General features: G+C 38.3%; 14 protein-coding genes and 1 other RNA gene. 9 read left to right on the top strand and 6 right to left on the bottom strand.

Annotated features, from left to right (window positions below):
• The first annotated feature begins 153 nt into the window (after positions 1–153).
• The gene (locus VZD24_RS13860; RefSeq protein ID WP_342687919.1) at positions 154–495 is read left to right on the top strand and encodes a T9SS type A sorting domain-containing protein; all 342 of its coding nucleotides are present in this window, start codon (positions 154–156) and stop codon (positions 493–495) included.
• Positions 496–574: 79 nt separating this feature from the next.
• Here the strand turns inward: VZD24_RS13860 and clpB are convergent, their stop codons facing one another.
• Positions 575–3,175, bottom strand: coding sequence for an ATP-dependent chaperone ClpB (gene clpB / locus VZD24_RS13855; RefSeq protein ID WP_342687920.1), 2,601 nt, complete (start codon positions 3,173–3,175; stop codon positions 575–577).
• Between the two features lie 226 nt (positions 3,176–3,401).
• On the opposite strand from clpB, the gene ytxJ reads away from it, so the two are divergent.
• Positions 3,402–3,794, top strand: a complete 393-nt coding sequence (gene ytxJ / locus VZD24_RS13850; RefSeq protein WP_279448588.1) for a bacillithiol system redox-active protein YtxJ — start codon at positions 3,402–3,404, stop codon at positions 3,792–3,794.
• A 5-nt stretch (positions 3,795–3,799) separates the two neighbouring features.
• Here the strand turns inward: ytxJ and VZD24_RS13845 are convergent, their stop codons facing one another.
• Positions 3,800–4,984: a hypothetical protein gene (locus VZD24_RS13845; RefSeq protein ID WP_342687921.1), complete on the bottom strand. Its 1,185-nt coding sequence runs from the start codon at positions 4,982–4,984 to the stop codon at positions 3,800–3,802.
• A gap of 123 nt (positions 4,985–5,107) precedes the next feature.
• On the opposite strand from VZD24_RS13845, the gene VZD24_RS13840 reads away from it, so the two are divergent.
• Entirely contained in the window at positions 5,108–5,314 is a 207-nt protein-coding gene (locus VZD24_RS13840) for a hypothetical protein (protein ID WP_342687922.1), read from the top strand.
• A gap of 108 nt (positions 5,315–5,422) precedes the next feature.
• Here VZD24_RS13840 and fahA read toward each other — a convergent pair whose 3' ends face one another.
• Positions 5,423–6,703 carry a fumarylacetoacetase gene (gene fahA / locus VZD24_RS13835; protein WP_342687923.1) on the bottom strand — a complete coding sequence of 427 codons (1,281 nt, stop codon included), beginning with the start codon at positions 6,701–6,703 and terminating at the stop codon, positions 5,423–5,425.
• 277 nt (positions 6,704–6,980) lie between these two features.
• Here fahA and glyA point away from each other — a divergent pair, with 277 nt between their 5' ends.
• The 3 genes from glyA (at position 6,981) to VZD24_RS13820 (ending at position 9,497) form a co-directional block, all read left to right on the top strand.
• Entirely contained in the window at positions 6,981–8,255 is a 1,275-nt protein-coding gene (gene glyA / locus VZD24_RS13830; protein ID WP_279448582.1) for a serine hydroxymethyltransferase, read from the top strand.
• A 96-nt stretch (positions 8,256–8,351) separates the two neighbouring features.
• Positions 8,352–8,831 (top strand): nucleoside deaminase, encoded by a 480-nt coding sequence (locus VZD24_RS13825; RefSeq protein WP_279448580.1) that lies wholly within the window; start codon positions 8,352–8,354, stop codon positions 8,829–8,831.
• Between the two features lie 168 nt (positions 8,832–8,999).
• The gene (locus VZD24_RS13820) at positions 9,000–9,497 is read left to right on the top strand and encodes a lipocalin-like domain-containing protein (RefSeq protein ID WP_342687924.1); all 498 of its coding nucleotides are present in this window, start codon (positions 9,000–9,002) and stop codon (positions 9,495–9,497) included.
• Between the two features lie 165 nt (positions 9,498–9,662).
• Here the strand turns inward: VZD24_RS13820 and VZD24_RS13815 are convergent, their stop codons facing one another.
• The 3 genes from VZD24_RS13815 to VZD24_RS13805 all read right to left on the bottom strand — a co-directional run bounded on the left by VZD24_RS13815 (position 9,663) and on the right by VZD24_RS13805 (position 13,686).
• Positions 9,663–11,195: a hypothetical protein gene (locus VZD24_RS13815; protein WP_279448578.1), complete on the bottom strand. Its 1,533-nt coding sequence runs from the start codon at positions 11,193–11,195 to the stop codon at positions 9,663–9,665.
• A gap of 182 nt (positions 11,196–11,377) precedes the next feature.
• A complete protein-coding gene (locus tag VZD24_RS13810; RefSeq protein WP_342687926.1) occupies positions 11,378–12,451 on the bottom strand; it encodes a carboxypeptidase-like regulatory domain-containing protein in 1,074 nt (357 codons plus the stop codon).
• A gap of 188 nt (positions 12,452–12,639) precedes the next feature.
• Positions 12,640–13,686 carry a glutaminyl-peptide cyclotransferase gene (locus VZD24_RS13805; protein ID WP_342687927.1) on the bottom strand — a complete coding sequence of 349 codons (1,047 nt, stop codon included), beginning with the start codon at positions 13,684–13,686 and terminating at the stop codon, positions 12,640–12,642.
• An 87-nt stretch (positions 13,687–13,773) separates the two neighbouring features.
• Between VZD24_RS13805 and ffs the strand changes: the two genes are divergently transcribed.
• The 3 genes from ffs to VZD24_RS13790 all read left to right on the top strand — a co-directional run bounded on the left by ffs (position 13,774) and on the right by VZD24_RS13790 (position 16,349).
• Positions 13,774–13,872, top strand: an RNA gene (gene ffs, locus VZD24_RS13800) — signal recognition particle sRNA small type.
• 306 nt (positions 13,873–14,178) lie between these two features.
• Entirely contained in the window at positions 14,179–14,985 is an 807-nt protein-coding gene (locus VZD24_RS13795) for an SDR family oxidoreductase (RefSeq protein WP_342687929.1), read from the top strand.
• 275 nt (positions 14,986–15,260) lie between these two features.
• Positions 15,261–16,349: a T9SS type A sorting domain-containing protein gene (locus tag VZD24_RS13790; RefSeq protein ID WP_279449428.1), complete on the top strand. Its 1,089-nt coding sequence runs from the start codon at positions 15,261–15,263 to the stop codon at positions 16,347–16,349.
• Positions 16,350–16,429: the final 80 nt, after the last annotated feature.

Raw genomic sequence — 16,429 nt, 5'->3', positions numbered from 1 at the left:
GACGATCGCGTACGATTATACGAGCAACAGCACGGCGGACCATTTAACCATGCACCGGCAGTAAGTAATGAAGGCGGCGGACCTGATGTAGATGCAAACTTTGGTGTTTCGGCCTATCCCACGTATTGCTTAATTGGTCCAGACAATACCTTGGTGGTTAGAGATATTTGGCCATTATCTGGAGTAGAGACCTTTGAAGCTACATTTCCAGCCGGTTTTGAACCGGCGGTTATGGAATGTACCTTGGGCATTACGGAGAGTGAAGTATTCAATTTTGAAGTTTACCCCACAATTTCTAACGGTAACATAAGTATTAATTTGCCAAGTAGGTTGGACTCTTCTGTTGCGGTATTTAATACGCTCGGGCAGCAAGTGTTTGCGAATAACTATACAGATAAAAATATTAGTTTAAACCTTAAATTAGCGCCTGGAGTGTATTTAGTAAAAGTTACCGCCGATGCAAGTACGGTAACAAAACGAATTATTATTCAGTAAAACACTTCCCAGAACCTATATTAAAAAACCCCCAAGCAAATGCTTAGGGGTTTTTCAATTTTACTATTTAAAAACTAAATTATTCAACTAAATTTTCCTGGTTTCTAAATACCAACTCGTCATTAAAGCTATCCAGCAAAATAATACTGTCTGTGGTTATTTTTCCAGCGAGTATTTCTTTACTCAATTCATTAAGTACTTGACGCTGAATTACTCTTTTTACGGGTCTTGCTCCAAATTGCGGATCGTATCCTTTTTCTGAAAGATATGAAATTGCTTCTGAGGTAGCATCCAGTACAATGTTTTGTTTTAGCAACATTTTAGAGACACCTTTTAACTGAAGCTCCACAATTTCGCGGATGTCTTTTTTAGAAAGCGGCGTAAACATAATAATATCGTCTATACGATTTAAAAACTCTGGGCGAACAGTTTGTTTTAATAGTGCAAGCACTTCTATTTTGGCGCCTTCCATAGCGGTGTCTGGATCTTTAACAGTTTCAAAACGCTGCTGAATTATATCGCTCCCCATATTACTCGTCATAATAATAATGGTGTTTTTAAAATCTGCTAAACGTCCTTTGTTGTCTGTTAATCTACCTTCATCTAAAACTTGCAACAGAATGTTAAACGTATCGGGGTGCGCTTTTTCAATTTCATCCAATAATACTACACTATACGGTTTACGGCGAACGGCTTCGGTTAATTGTCCACCTTCATCGTAGCCTACGTATCCGGGAGGCGCACCTACCAAACGGCTTATACTGTGCCGTTCTTGGTATTCGCTCATATCAATCCGAGTCATAGCATTTTCGTCGTCAAATAAATATTCGGCCAAAGCCTTAGCCAATTCGGTTTTACCAACGCCCGTTGTTCCGAGAAATAGAAAGCTTCCTATAGGTTTTTTTTCGTCTTGCAATCCTGCGCGACTTCTGCGAATAGCATCACTTACTGCTATAATGGCTTCGTGTTGCCCAACCACGCGTTTGTGCAATTGATCTTCTAATGTAAGTAGCTTTTCACGATCGCTTTGTAGCATTTTAGTAACAGGAATCCCGGTCCATTTAGCTACCACTTCGGCAATATCTTCGCGAGTTACTTCTTCTTTAATCATGGAAGTGCTTTCGTCGTTTTCGGCAAGTTGAGTTTCCAATTTGCTCAATGCAGCTTGGGCATCTTTAATTTTTCCGTAACGAAGCTCGGCAACTTTTCCAAAATCGCCATCGCGTTCGGCTCGTTCGGCTTCAAGTTTTAATTCCTCAATTTCGGTTTTTAGATTTTGAACATTATCTACAACCTGTTTTTCACTTTGCCACCTCGCATTTAATTCGTTGCGCTCTTCTTTTAAATTTGCCAAATCTGCGTGAAGTGACTTCAATTTTGTTTCGTCCTTTTCACGTTTAATAGCTTCCATTTCAATTTCGAGCTGCATGATTTTTCTATCTAAAACATCGAGTTCTTCGGGTTTGGAGTTTATTTCCATCCGTAACTTACTCGCAGCCTCGTCCATTAAATCAATGGCTTTATCGGGAAGAAATCGGTTGGTAATATAACGTTCGGATAGTTCTACGGCAGCGATAATTGCTTCGTCCTTAATTCTAACTTTGTGGTGGGTTTCATACTTTTCTTTAATTCCCCTCAATATTGAAATGGCACTTTCGGTATCTGGCTCATCTACAACAACTTTTTGGAAACGACGCTCCAAGGCTTTATCTTTTTCAAAATATTTTTGATATTCGTCTAAAGTAGTTGCGCCAATGGCACGAAGCTCTCCACGCGCAAGTGCGGGTTTTAAAATATTGGCGGCATCCATTGCGCCTTGCCCGCCTCCAGCACCAACCAAGGTGTGAATTTCATCAATAAACAATACAATGTCACCATCACTGGAAGTTACTTCCTTAATAACGGCCTTGAGTCGTTCCTCAAATTCCCCTTTATACTTTGCGCCGGCAATAAGGGCACCCATATCTAGAGAATAAATTTCCTTGGTTTTTAAGTTTTCGGGTACGTCGCCGTCAACAATTCTGTGGGCCAATCCTTCGGCAATGGCGGTTTTACCAGTGCCGGGCTCTCCCACGAGCATGGGGTTGTTTTTAGTTCGGCGTGACAGAATTTGAAGTATTCTTCTTATTTCTTCATCGCGGCCAATTACGGGGTCTAGTTTGCCATCGCGTGCAAGTTGATTGAGGTTTTTGGCATATTTATTTAAAGAATTATATGTTTCTTCAGCACTTTGCGAAGTAACGTTCTCACCACCGCGCAATTCCTGTATAGCTGCTTTCATTCCTTTTTCGGTCACGCCTTGGTCTTTTAAACTTTGCGCAATTCCGCTTTTTGAATTTAAAATGGCCAATAAAACATGTTCAATGGAAACATATTCGTCCCCCATCTTTTTTGCGATGTTGGAAGCTTCAATAACCATTTTATTCGCTTCGCGCGAAAGCATAATATCGCCACCCGAAACTTTTGGGAAACTTTCCAATTGCTTATCCAAAATCTGTTTTAAAACCGTAAGGTTTACGTTCAGTTTTTTTAAGATGAAAGGTGCGACGTTTTCGTCAACCTCAAAAATAGCTTTGAGGATGTGTTCATTTTCTATCTGTTGGTGTCCGAAACCCTGTGCAATTTGCTGTGCTTGCTGGATGGCTTCCTGACTTTTTATAGTAAAATTATTGAAATTCATATATATAATGTTTTGTTTTTAATGTGATGTTACGTTTGCTTTTGGGGCTAATATGTTATTGTGTGTGGTGAAATTACAAATACAAAGCCATATTAAAATTAAGACAAAATGTCGGCTAAAAGCTTCAATTTAACAGACATTATGACTGCTTTAACATCGCGTATTTTATAATATCTTTTAGACTATTGAAATGTTTTAACTAGTAGCTTTGTAAAAAAGAAAAACCATGGGATTATTTGATGCTTTTAAAACACCACGAGATATTGCGAAAGAGGAAATAGTGGAAATACCGTGGCACGTTATAGGAAAAATGGAGCAATTGGATGAAATTGTAGAACAATCTAAAACAGTGCCCGTGGCTATTTTTAAACATTCTACGCGTTGTGGAATAAGCAGAGCAGTATTAAAAATGTTTGAGAAAAATTATAGTCTCAACGATGAACAATTAAAATTGTACTTTTTGGATCTGCTACAAAATAGAGCTATTTCCAATGAGATTGCAGCGCGTTTTAAAGTACAACACGAAAGTCCGCAAATTATAGTAATTAAAGACGGGGTGGTAGTTCACCACGATTCGCATCATTCTATTGAGGCCGAACATTTACAGAAATTTATATAGTATTTCTAATAAATGGGATTGTCCCGCAAAATAACTTTAAATCTTTCTTTAATATCCTGACCGGCGTCAAAAACCATTTGCTCGTTGTTGGGAAATGGTATGGGGCGGTTGTTTACCAGTCGTCGGTCATCTGCTGTTAAAGCGCGTTCGTCTCCACGAAAGGTGGCGTAAACATTTTCGAAAATAAATTCGGAAGAAAGTGGAAAGCTATTCAGTTCTCTTCTTTTATTTAAATCTTTATAAACTACTGTTCCGCCCACTAGTACTGCTTTTTCTTGTGCTGTAATATAAACAGTGGCCGAAACATCTATGTATTTATCTACTTTAATAGGGTTGCCAAGGCTGTCGCGAACAATATTTCCTCCACGATCCCGTCGGAAATCGTAACCGTCCTTAATGCGTTGTTTCCTCGTAAATTGTCTATCAGAAATACGTTCAGGTGTAATTTGAATTGTCTGAAAATTTAAGTCGATACCTAAGGCATAGTCAATTCCATTTTCCCGCTGTGCGTGATATTCGGTCCAAAAATCGTCTAAACCATAGGTGTTAAAGTTCAATAAATCTTGCTCTAATCTAAATGGTATTATTTGTCTTGTATGATTGTTCAGCTGTACAAATACGAAATTTGTTCCACGGAAATGTGCTTCATCTTTTAATTGATTTACATCGCGGTAATTGGGCATAACCTCTTCTAATTCGCATAGCACGTTAAATGCACTGCGATAATCAATGGTTGTGTTCCGTTTTAAATAAACTTGCGCTTCTTGATATAATGCTTTTACATAACCGTCTTTGGCTGCCAACAAATCACTGGTATAATCGGTAAAAACGAAATTTGCCTTTCTGCCCATTTCGAGGCTATAAAGCGGCAATAATGGCCTGATTAAATCCTGTCGCGCCTGAAGATCTAAGTAGGTATAATAAATTTCTTTAGCGTTGGCAAGGCTATTTTCTCTTTTTAAAAAAGTGAGATGCCGAGTGTCTTCTTCTTTCGCTTTTAGAAATGCCTCTTCTAAAATACGAATGTGGGCATCGTATTCCTTGGCGCCTTTATCTTTCTGAAGTTTTTTAGTGGCAAGTGCAATTGCTTCATCGTAATTACCTTGCGATACAAATTTTTGAGTACGCTTTACACTGTTGCAAGAAAGGGCGAAAAGTGCAATAAATAAAAGGAAGTAGCTGTTTTTCATAATCAATTCGATTTGGTTGTAGTGGGCTAAAATACAATAGTAGTGCCAAAAAGAATAAGAATCTTTTTATGTTCTAAATTTTTACTATCTTTATGTTGTACTAACTTATTAATTATCAGTATTATGAAACGAATTTCTTTATTTTTTGGAGTACTTCTAATAGGTTGCATGTCTATTAGTTTTACTGAAAGTAACACCGACGCTGGGCATAAAGAATATGTTTGCCATATTCCGCCAGGAAACCCCGAGAACATGCATACTATTTATATAAGCAAAAATGCTGTTCGGGCACACTTAGCCCATGGATGTTATGTAGGCTTTTGTGAATAGCTTGTAGACCTAAAAATATAGCTTAAATAAATGGCTATAAAAAATCACAAAAAAAGAGGCAGCTTTAAAAGAAAAGGCTGCCTCTTTTTTGTTTTTATGTAGGAAATATTATTGCTTAATAGCAGGTAATAGTTTTGTCTTACATTCACCAAAACCTATTCTTACACCGTCAGATTTACAATAACCACGCATAATTACAGTATCGTGGTCGTTAATAAATTTTCTTTCGGTACCGTCTGAAAGGGTAATAGGTTTTGCACCGCGCCAAGTAAGTTCAAGCATAGAACCGTATGAGTCTGGTGTTGGTCCCGAAATAGTTCCGCTTCCCATCATATCGCCACTGTTTACATTACACCCGTTTACGGTGTGATGTGCTAATTGCTGGCTCATATTCCAATACATATATTTAAAGTTTGAAGCGGCAACCTTTGTTTCCTCTCCATTTTCTGGAGCAATGTAAACCTCCAGATTTATATCGTAACTTTTTTTGCCTTTGTATTGAAGATAGGGCAGTTGTTCCATCTCAGGTTTTGGGCCAGCAACTTTAAAGGGCTGCAAGGCATCTAAGGTTACAATCCATGGAGAAATGGACGACGCAAAATTTTTCGCTAAGAATGGGCCGAGAGGCACATACTCCCACTTTTGAATATCGCGCGCACTCCAATCGTTAAACAGTACCAATCCAAAAATATGGTCTTCAGCTTCATCTACAGGAATTGGTTCTCCCAGTACATTAGCATCGGTTGTTATAAAGGCCATTTCAAGTTCAAAATCAACAAGTTTTGAAGGTCCAAACACGGGTTCGGTAGCACCTTCGGGCATGGTTTGCCCCCAAGGTCTGCGGGCATTGATTCCGCTTGGGATTATGGATGAGCTTCTCCCGTGGTATCCTACCGGAATATGAAGCCAATTAGGCATTAAAGCGTTTTCTTTTCCGCGAAACATAGTTCCCACATTGGTAGCGTGTTCTTTACTCGAGTAAAAGTCGGTATAATCACCTACCTGAACTGGAAGCTGCATTTCTACCTCGTCTAAAGTAAAAAGCACGTACTCTCTGTGGTCTTTGTTTTCGCGAAGTTTGGGGTTTTCTTTATCAAATATATCGGCAATTCGATTTCGAACCAAACGCCAAGTTTTTCTTCCGTCGCTTATAAAATCATTTAAAGTATCTTGAAGGAATATATCATCGGTAAGTTCAATTCCCTTAAAATAGCCTAACTGGTGTAAGGCACCTAGATCAATGGCGTAATCGCCAATTCTGGTTCCGATAGTAACAATGTCATCGCGCGTTAAAAAAACACCGAAAGGTATATTTTGAATGGGAAAATCTGTGTCTGGCACGGTATCGAGCCAGGTTTTTCTTTTTGGATCGTTTGCTGTAATTGGCATTTTTAATATTCTTTAATTGTTGAAAATAAAACTAATTAAAATAAATTTCAAATTCTTTTAAATCAGTTAATTATTTGCTGATATAAATTATTTCCAACTTGTGTGTTGTTAGTAAATTTCTTCGTCAAATATATATATTTCATGATAGTTCCCGAATGTAATTAGTATTTTTGGATTTAATTAACTTTCAACGGAATTTGTAGTGATAGATTTGTATTTCTAAAGCTGAATTTTCCGTAATTTTTAAATTCAATATTCCAAACCATTAGTTTATACCATGAAAAGAGACGCACAAATTTTTGAATTAATAGAAGACGAAAAACAACGCCAACTCAACGGATTGGAGCTAATAGCTTCAGAAAATTTTGTAAGCGACCAAGTTATGGAAGCGGCGGGTTCTGTTTTAACAAATAAATATGCCGAAGGCTATCCCGGCAAACGCTATTACGGCGGTTGCGAAGTGGTAGACGAGGTGGAACAAATAGCCATTGACCGCGCAAAAGCCTTGTTTGGCGCCGAATACGCAAACGTACAACCGCACAGTGGTTCGCAGGCAAACACAGCGGTTTTTGCTGCTTGCCTAAAACCGGGCGATAAATTTTTAGGATTCGATCTTTCGCATGGTGGGCACTTAACCCACGGGTCGCCAGTAAACTTTTCTGGCAGGCTTTACACCCCGGTATTTTATGGAGTTGATAAAGAAACCGGAAGAATTGACTACGATAAAGTAGAAGAAATAGCCATAAAGGAAAAACCTAAAATGATTATTGCCGGAGCTTCGGCCTATTCGCGTGAAATAGATTATAAACGTTTTCGTGAAATTGCCGATAAGGTTGGTGCAATTCTGTTTGCAGATATCGCCCATCCTGCTGGCTTGATAGCAAAAGGAATCTTAAGCGACCCAATGCCGCATTGCCACGTTGTTTCAACTACTACTCACAAAACCTTACGTGGCCCGCGTGGTGGATTGATTTTAATGGGTAAAGATTTTGACAATCCGTTTGGTATAAAACTCAAAAACGGCAACCTTCGTAAAATGAGTAGCCTGTTAGACAGTGCGATCTTTCCAGGTAACCAAGGTGGCCCGTTGGAGCATATTATTGCAGCAAAGGCAATAGCATTTGGTGAAGCATTAACAGATGATTTTCTTCATTATATGGTGCAAGTGAAAAAAAACGCAGCCGTAATGGCACAGCATTTTGTTGAAAAAGGATACGGTGTTATTTCTGGCGGAACTGATAACCATATGATGCTTATTGACCTTCGCAACAAAAATATTTCGGGAAAAGAAGCCGAGGAAGCTTTAGGAAAAGCAGATATTACGGTAAACAAAAATATGGTGCCTTTTGATGATAAATCGCCTTTCGTTACCAGCGGAATCCGTATTGGGACGGCTGCTGTTACTACGCGGGGTTTAGTTGAAAAGGATATGGAAAAAATAGTGGATTTAATAGACGAAGTAATTATGAATCGTGAAGACAATGCAAAATTAGAAAACATTGCCGAAAAGGTAAATGAAATGATGTCTGGCTTACCATTGTTTAAACAGTAAAATATTAAACAGAAAAAATAGAACAAAAGGAGTACTCAACTAAAAATGCTCCTTTTTTTGTTTTAAATCGAGAATTTTTAAAAATTGACGTCACAAATGATAACCGAAAAAGACAAACAGTTTATAAAACGAGCCATCGAACTTTCCGAAAAAGGGATGAACAACAACGCCGGCGGCCCCTTTGGAGCTGTAATTGTAAAAAATGGCGAAATAATTGCCGAAGGTTTTAATCAAGTAACTTCCAGCAATGACCCTACAGCGCACGCTGAGGTTGTTGCCATCCGGAAAGCTTGTGAGAACCTCGGTAGCTTTCAATTAGACGATTGTATTATTTATACCTCCTGCGAGCCGTGCCCCATGTGTTTGGGCGCTATTTATTGGGCACGACCAAAAGCGGTTTACTATGCATGCACGAAGGAAGACGCTGCGGAAATAGGCTTTGACGATCATTTTATTTACGATGAAATTGAGAAGAATATTAAAAATAGAAACGTAAAATTTATTAATCTCGACAGGGAAGAAGGCCGAAAAGTTTTCAAAAAGTGGGGAGCAAAAGAAGGTAGAATTGATTACTAAATAATTGCCTCCTGCAAGGTTTTCAAAACCTTGTAGGTATTTCGACAGATCGTACATCGGTAGGTCTTATTTGGTAGGTTTAACTTTGCTAGTTAGTTATACCTACAAGGTCAAAAAAGAGACCTTGCAGGATGGTCTAGGTTAATTTATAATTTATTAAATTTTTTAATGAAAAAAGTAAAATATATAATTGCTGCCGGAATTTTGATAGCTACATTTTCCTGTAAAAATGAAGATAATTCTCCTACAAAAATAGCGGGACTTTGGAAACTTGAAAGTATGAAAGTGCGCGACACCGTTACTGATACGTGGAGCCATTATCGCGGCGGAATGGATGGTTACTTGCTTTATGATGCAAATGGGCACGTTGCGCTTCATCTCTATGAGAAAGGCTATGAAAAAGCGGGAATGAAGTTCCCAAATTTTAACGATTCCATTGCGTTGGAGGCTTTAAAATATATCACTAAATCCTACTATTATATGGGCAATTACAAAGTTTCTGAAGCAGATAGCATCGTTTCGCATTTTAAACTTTCACACTCTAACCCTTCTGAGTTTGGATTGACTGCCGAAAGAAGATTTTACTTTAGCGGCGATACTTTGGTAATGCAGCCTGTAGAACGGAAAAACTCCAAACTGAAACTGAAATGGTCGAAGGCAGAGTAACAAAAACAGCTTTTCTACATTAAAGTCATTGTTACTCTTTGTCTCTGGGTGCAAATTTTTCTCGCAAAGTCGAAAAGTTGCAAAGAATAAAAAATTCAATAGGAATTTAAGAAAATACAAAAGACTGCCTTTTCAGACAGTCTTTTGTGTTCTATGTTGGTGAGATTAATCTTCTGGAAACACTGTGGTTTCATAAGCTCCCGCATCTGGCGGATTGCTTCGGGTTCTTCCGTTTAAATCAATATTTGGTCCAACGCCATTCTTTCCAATATTTTCGGCAGCTGAAGTTTCAGCTTCAATATTAAAATTGTTTTTTTCGGTATTCTGAAAAACAGGGTCTTGGTTTTGAACAATATTCGTGTATAATGAAGCATTCGCAAAATCGTACAATGGATTGTCGCTAAACTCTCCCGTTGGATCTTCAAAACGAATTAAACTATTCTCAAAATTAAAATTAAATGCGGCAGCCGTATTTTGAAAAACTGAAAATTCGCGGCGTTCGTTGCCGTAGATAATACAGTTTTTAAAGTCTGCCTTTACTAAATCTTCAACAACCGTGGTGGTTTCATCAATATTTAAACTATTATCAATTGTTACGGCTGGCGTAGAGCGGAAACCGTTGGTCCAGTAATTGGCAAATGTACTGTGTTTAAAAACATAGCTTCCACCCACTTGAATTGCCAAGGAAGAAATGCCGCTATTGTTAACCACCATATTTTCGCCTTCTATTAGTCCAGTTCGCGCAAGCACACCGTAGAGCGTATTGTTGTAAATTTGAACATTTTTTAAAGAAACCTCGCTGTTCTCCACACGAAGTGCTACCGTGCTATTTTTTATTGTAGTATAGTTAAACTCATTATTAACGCTGCCAGAAGTTAGCCAAATGCTTAGCCATTGCCCGGGGACGTCGCTAAAACCTGGTTCTAGGCGGTCACCTTCAATAATAACTTCATTTTCTAAAGCCACGGGATCTGAACTTAATTCACCCATAGATTTTATTGTGCCATTTTCGGCAACCAAGAGTGCGCTGCCGTTGTGTAAATGTACGCGGGCACCAGCTTCGAGCGTTAGTGTTTTATTACTCGGTACGGCTGCGTAACCGTAAATAACGTACGGTTTTTCATTGGTGAAAGTAAGCTCGTTATCGTCTAAGTAAAAACCTTCAACAAGTATTGGGTCGCCATTTTCATCATCGCCAAAGTACAGCGTTTCGGTTGTTCCATCCGGAAATCTCTCTGGAAAAAGAAAAACCGCATCCTTAACAAGAGTCACCAAATTAACTTGTTGTTGGTTTCCGCCAGTATCAAATAGCAATTCGTCTGTATATAGAAAATCTGTTTGGTTCGTGGGAAGGTTATTTATATCGAAAGTGGTTTCAATAAAAATGAAAATACTGTCTTTTGCCAAAACCTGTACGTTTTCAAAAACTTTGCCCGGCATGCCGTCAACATTTAACCGATAATGCGAAGCTTCACCCTGCGCCAATCTAACGGTGGGAATATGAATATCCTCATCGCTGCGGTTGTAGACTTTTAAATTATAGGTGCTGGAGCCAATATTACTAAATATAGTGTCTAAGTAAACCGTATCTTTCGAAAACTCTAAATTACCAGTGCTGGCAACGGTTTCAAAATCGTTGCGGCAAGAACTCCATAATACCAGGCAACACAAAATTGCCAAACCGTATAAATACCTCATTCAATTATAATTTTGGTAAAAATATAACTTTTTATGAAGCTTATTATTGTAATGTTTAAAGAAGTTTTCTATCAATAATTGAAACTTGAGAATAGTGGCTAAAAAAGGAAAATCCACGAAAACACGAATATTTTAAAATTATAATTCGCGAATTCGTGGCTGCTATTTACCATTTTATACTATTATTTGTTTTTACGCGCCGCTTTTTTTCGTGCCTTTTTTAGCTTTCTAAACGCAATAGTGTTTTTATATGCCGCTTTTGCCTTTTCGTACCAATTGGGGTCTTTTTCTGATACGTAATAATCATTATAGGAAATACCTCCAGTTACAACCACAATACCTCCTAAATATCCTCCTACTTCTAGGTTTAGATTTATAATGTTAGAAATATTCGAAACCGTTACTTCTTTTGTTTCAAAGCCAACGTAGCTAAAAACCAATACATCGCCCGGTTTGGTTTCAATATTATAATTGCCGTCAAAATCGGTTTGGGTACCCGTTGCAGTTCCCTTAATTATAATGTTTACGCCCGGAAGTGGCAAGCCCGATTCATCTGCAACCACGCCTTTTGTATAATTTGTGGTTGAATCCTTTTCTACCAATATTTTAGTCGTTGGAGCAATTTTTCCCAAAACAGCACTTTTAAGTTCTGTTTTATATTCCATTGAAACAGCTATTGTTTTTGAAGAATTACTCAACGTTATTTCTTTCGAAATGTAATTTTTCAATTTAAATTCAAGCTGCTCATGGTCTAAAGTTACAATTCGATATTCTCCTTCTTTATTGGTCCATTCACGGGCGCCTGTTTCGTTGGAGGTGATCTCTACGTTTCGCAACGGAATTCCGTTTTGGTCGGTTACAATGCCTTCGGTTACAATTTGAATTCTGTTTAAACCGTTGCTGAAACGACCAATTCCCAATGAAACCATCGGTTTTTTTGAAGCCGAATTAATTTCCGTTGGTAAATTGTTAGACAACAGCGAAAGCGGCAGCAACATAGAAGCTGCGATAGGAGCAACGCTTTGCCCACTTTTGCGCTCTAATTTTACTTCGCGATTAAGTTGTGATTTTTTTAATCTGCCACAAGCGTTTTTATTTTTCGATAGAATTTTCACTAATTCTTCATCGGTTTTAGAAGTAAAGTCGAATACTTCTTTTGTGCAGACACTGCAGAATTTTCCTTTTTCGGTAGCTGTCATTTTTGCCCAGTCTTCATGGCAAGGCTCGGGGATACTGATTGTAATTGCTTTTTTCATGATTTTGATGGTTTTGTTATTCAAAGAAATTAAATATCAAACCGTGAAAAAATAGCGTTTGAGGGAACAGGCCTTTTGGATGAGGGAAAAGTGATTAAACAAAATCACCACGAATTCATCAATAGTTTCAATTACTATTTCGTGAATTGTGGTGAAAAATTTCGGTTTGCTTAAAGTAAAATGTTCAATTACTTTTCAAAAATTTCAATCTTAAAAAGCTTGTCCCAGTTTTTTCCAGTAATGTAAAGTATGTTCGGTTCACCATTATAGGCAATACCGTTCAGCACGTCCAGTTTAGGGTGTTGCGTAACTTTATCTTTTAAATCGGTTAAGTCAATAACGCCTTCCACCGCGCCGTTTGAAGGATCTATTATGGCTATTGAACCTTGTTGGTACACATTAGCATATATTTTTCCTTCCACCCATTCCAGCTCGTTTACACTGCTTATTTTACTGGTGTTTGTGAAAATTTCTATGTAATCTTTTTCTGCAAGTGTATTCGAATTTAAAGTCCAAATTCTATCGGTACCATCACTTTTATATATATTATTTTCGGCATCATGGCAAAGGCCCCAGCCTTCTTTACTTTGTCCATAAACAAAAGTGCCGGTTTGCTCCATAGTTTTAAGATTGTAAATAAAACCTGTGTTTTCGCGCCACGTAAGTTGGTATATTTTGTTGTTGAGAATGGTTAGCCCTTCCCCAAAATATTGATCGGCAAGCTTAACTAGTTTTAAAACTTCCCCTGTTTTATAATCTGTTTTTCGAAGCGAAGATTCTCGGTATTGTCCCGTACTTTCGTATAAAGTGTCATTTTCAAATTCTAAACCTTGCGTATAGGCGTTTATATCGTGCGGATAGGTTTCAAGAATTTTATAGGTGTAAAGCTTTGGTTTTATAGACGACACAATCGTAATTTTTTGTGAAGCCGTAAAAGTTTCACCATCGCTGTGTATTTTGGCTATTAAAGTTCTTTCGCCCAACTTTTTTCCTGCAAGGGAAATTGTATTGCCAGAAATTTCAACTTTATCTTTGTTCAAAAAGTAAACGATTGAATCTGTTTCAATATCCTTTTTGTTAATTAATGAAACCGAAAGCACATCTTCAGGAGTATAAGTTTTCTTCGGACTCTCAATTTGAAGTGAAAATGCATCTTTTTTGTCTTCGGAATTATTGCCGCAACCACCCAAAAAGAGCAGTAAAAGTGTAGGAACTAAAACGTTATAGATTTTCATGACAAGCTATTAATTTGTCGCAAGGTATTTATTAAAATTGAAATGTGAAAATACTTGCAAAAACTTGAAAAAGCCTTATCTTTGCAGCGGCAAGTCCTACACAACCAGCTCCTGTTGAATCCCCCAGGGCGGGAACGCAGCAAGGGTATACGGTCGTAGCGGTGTGATGTAGGTAGCTTGCCATTTTTTGTGCGCTATATTCTCGTGGCTTCGGCTCCGCTTATGTACCGAAAATTTGACGGTTTGCCCCACGACCACTTGGTTGCACGAGTCACGAAAGGTGTGTTCAATTCTTTCAGTCGTGGTTCCCTTCAGTCGTGATTCGTGTTTTCTTTTTCTCCGTGAAAATGGCAAATTCCAAAAAAAGAAAATCCCAAATCCCAAAAGCAACATTTTTTCTTTCCTCTTTTCTCTTTCCTCTTTCCTCTTTTTTAGAAAAACTATTTGGAAAACCCAGCACTTAACCGCACCTTTGCCTTTCAACAACCATGTATGCCAAAAGTAGTACTCATCACAGGCGGTTCTTCAGGAATTGGTAAAGCCATTGGCGAATATCTTACCGAAAAAGGCTATCAAGTTTTTGGAACCAGCCGAAACCCAGAAAAAATTACAGACTCCCTCTTTCCATTGTTGAAAATGGACGTGAACAACACAGAATCTATTGAAGCTGCTATTGCCGACGTATTGATCAGGGCCGAAAAAATAGATGTTGTAATTAATAATGCCGGCGTGGGTATTACCGGACCAATTGAAGAAACTCCCGAAAATGAAATAAAAAAAGCATTCCAGACCAATTTTCACGGACCCATAAATGTAATCAAAGCTGTTTTGCCGCAAATGCGAAAACAAGGCTTTGGTCATATTCTTAATATTACTTCAATTGCAGGTTATATGGGTCTTCCATACCGCGGAATTTATTCTGCCAGTAAGGCTGCTTTAGAAATTACGATTGAAGCCATGCGTATGGAAACATTGCAGTTTGGTGTAAAAATGACCAACATTGCTCCAGGCGATTTTGCCACAAACATTGCCGCAAGCCGTTACCACGCTCCGGTTTTGGATACTTCCCCATATAAAAAAGATTACGGCAATACCCTCAAAACAATGAACGAACACGTGGATAATGGGGGCAACCCGTTGGAAATGGCAAAAGCAGTCCATAAAATTATTGAAACTGAAAATCCGCGAATACATTATAAAGTAGGCTCTACATTACAGAAATTCTCCATTGTACTGAAACGTATTCTGCCCGATAGGGTTTATGAACGGATGCTTTTAAGGCATTATGGGTTGAAGTAAAAGGCTTGTTTTTAAGAAGTTTTTTGACTTTTATATGATTTTAACTTATATTTAAGACGTGTAATTTTTAAAACTGACCAAATCATGAAAAAATTTACTTCTTACTTCTAGCTTCTTTGATCTTTGTGATGAGCGATAAGGCCCACGCACAGATCCATTGCGAAATTTACACCTTGGCTTCCGCCCTTGACGAAGGATTATACTTCCTTCATTTTTATGAGAATGGCCAATTGACAATCAAACAATTGATTGTAGAACATTAAAAAACCAGTATTATGATTTTGAAAAAATTGTTGGTTTTTATAACTCTTTTGAGCTCATTTATTTGTTTTGCACAATACACTGCTATACCGGATTCAAACTTTGAAAACCATCTTGAGCAAAATGGCATGGGGGACGGCATTCCAAATAACGGTTTGGTATTGACGGCAAACATTGAAAATGTAGATACCTTATTGGTAAATTCCCGAGGCATCCATGATCTTACCGGGATTGAAGATTTTGCAGCGTTGGAACTTTTAAATTGTGCCTACAACATCATTCCGGTTTTGGATGTCTCGCAGAATATGAACCTATGGGGGCTAAATTGCGAATCCAGTAGCGTTACCGAATTAATACTCCCCCCTACCTCAACCTTGGAGATTATTAACTGTCCAGAAAACAACTTGACCGAGCTGGATGTTTCTCATAACCCTGGTCTAGTACAATTATACTGCTTTTTCAATTACTTAACTAGCTTGAATTTGACTAATAATACAGTGTTGGATTTGGTTTTCGCTGATCATAATGAGATCACAGGTTTTTTGAACACCTCACAAAATCTGGCGCTTACTTCTCTTTCGGTGAGTTACAATGATATTGCCGAATTGGATTTGACCACAAATATAGCACTCCACAGTTTGGGAGCTAGTTCTAACCCAATTTTATCATTGGATGCTAGAAATGGCAATAATGAAGATATAGTGAGTTTTGTTGTTACTGAAACTACAGGCGAACTCGATTGTATCCTTGTGGACGACGCCAACGCCAGTTATCTGGACGATTGGTTGGTTGATCCGTACATCACCTTTGTAAACAACCAAGCAGAGTGCGATGCGCTGGGCGTGGCCGAGGCAACACTCGAAGATTTTACCATGTACCCCAACCCGGCAACGAGCACCTTGGCAATAAACCTCCCCAACCACGGGTTTGAGGGGCTGGTCGTTACCGTGGCCAACAACTTGGGGCAGGTTTTGGAAAGCAAAGAGCTATTGGAAAACACTGCTGTTGTACCTCTGGATGTTTCAGGCTATGCCGCCGGAGTCTATTTTGTAACCCTAAAAGCCGGCAATGATGTTACTACCAAAAAGTTGGTGGTGCAGTAAGATTTTTTGTACTTTAAAATTAGAAAAAGGGAGCTGTTGTGGCTGCCCTTTTTTGGTTTAAATCGGTTGCTGTTTTAATT

Source organism: Aequorivita flava, from assembly GCF_038742595.1.
GTDB classification, from domain to species: Bacteria; Bacteroidota; Bacteroidia; order Flavobacteriales; family Flavobacteriaceae; genus Aequorivita; species Aequorivita marisscotiae.
Note: the sequence above shows the minus strand (reverse complement) of the source record. Positions and strands in the feature narration are given on the sequence as shown.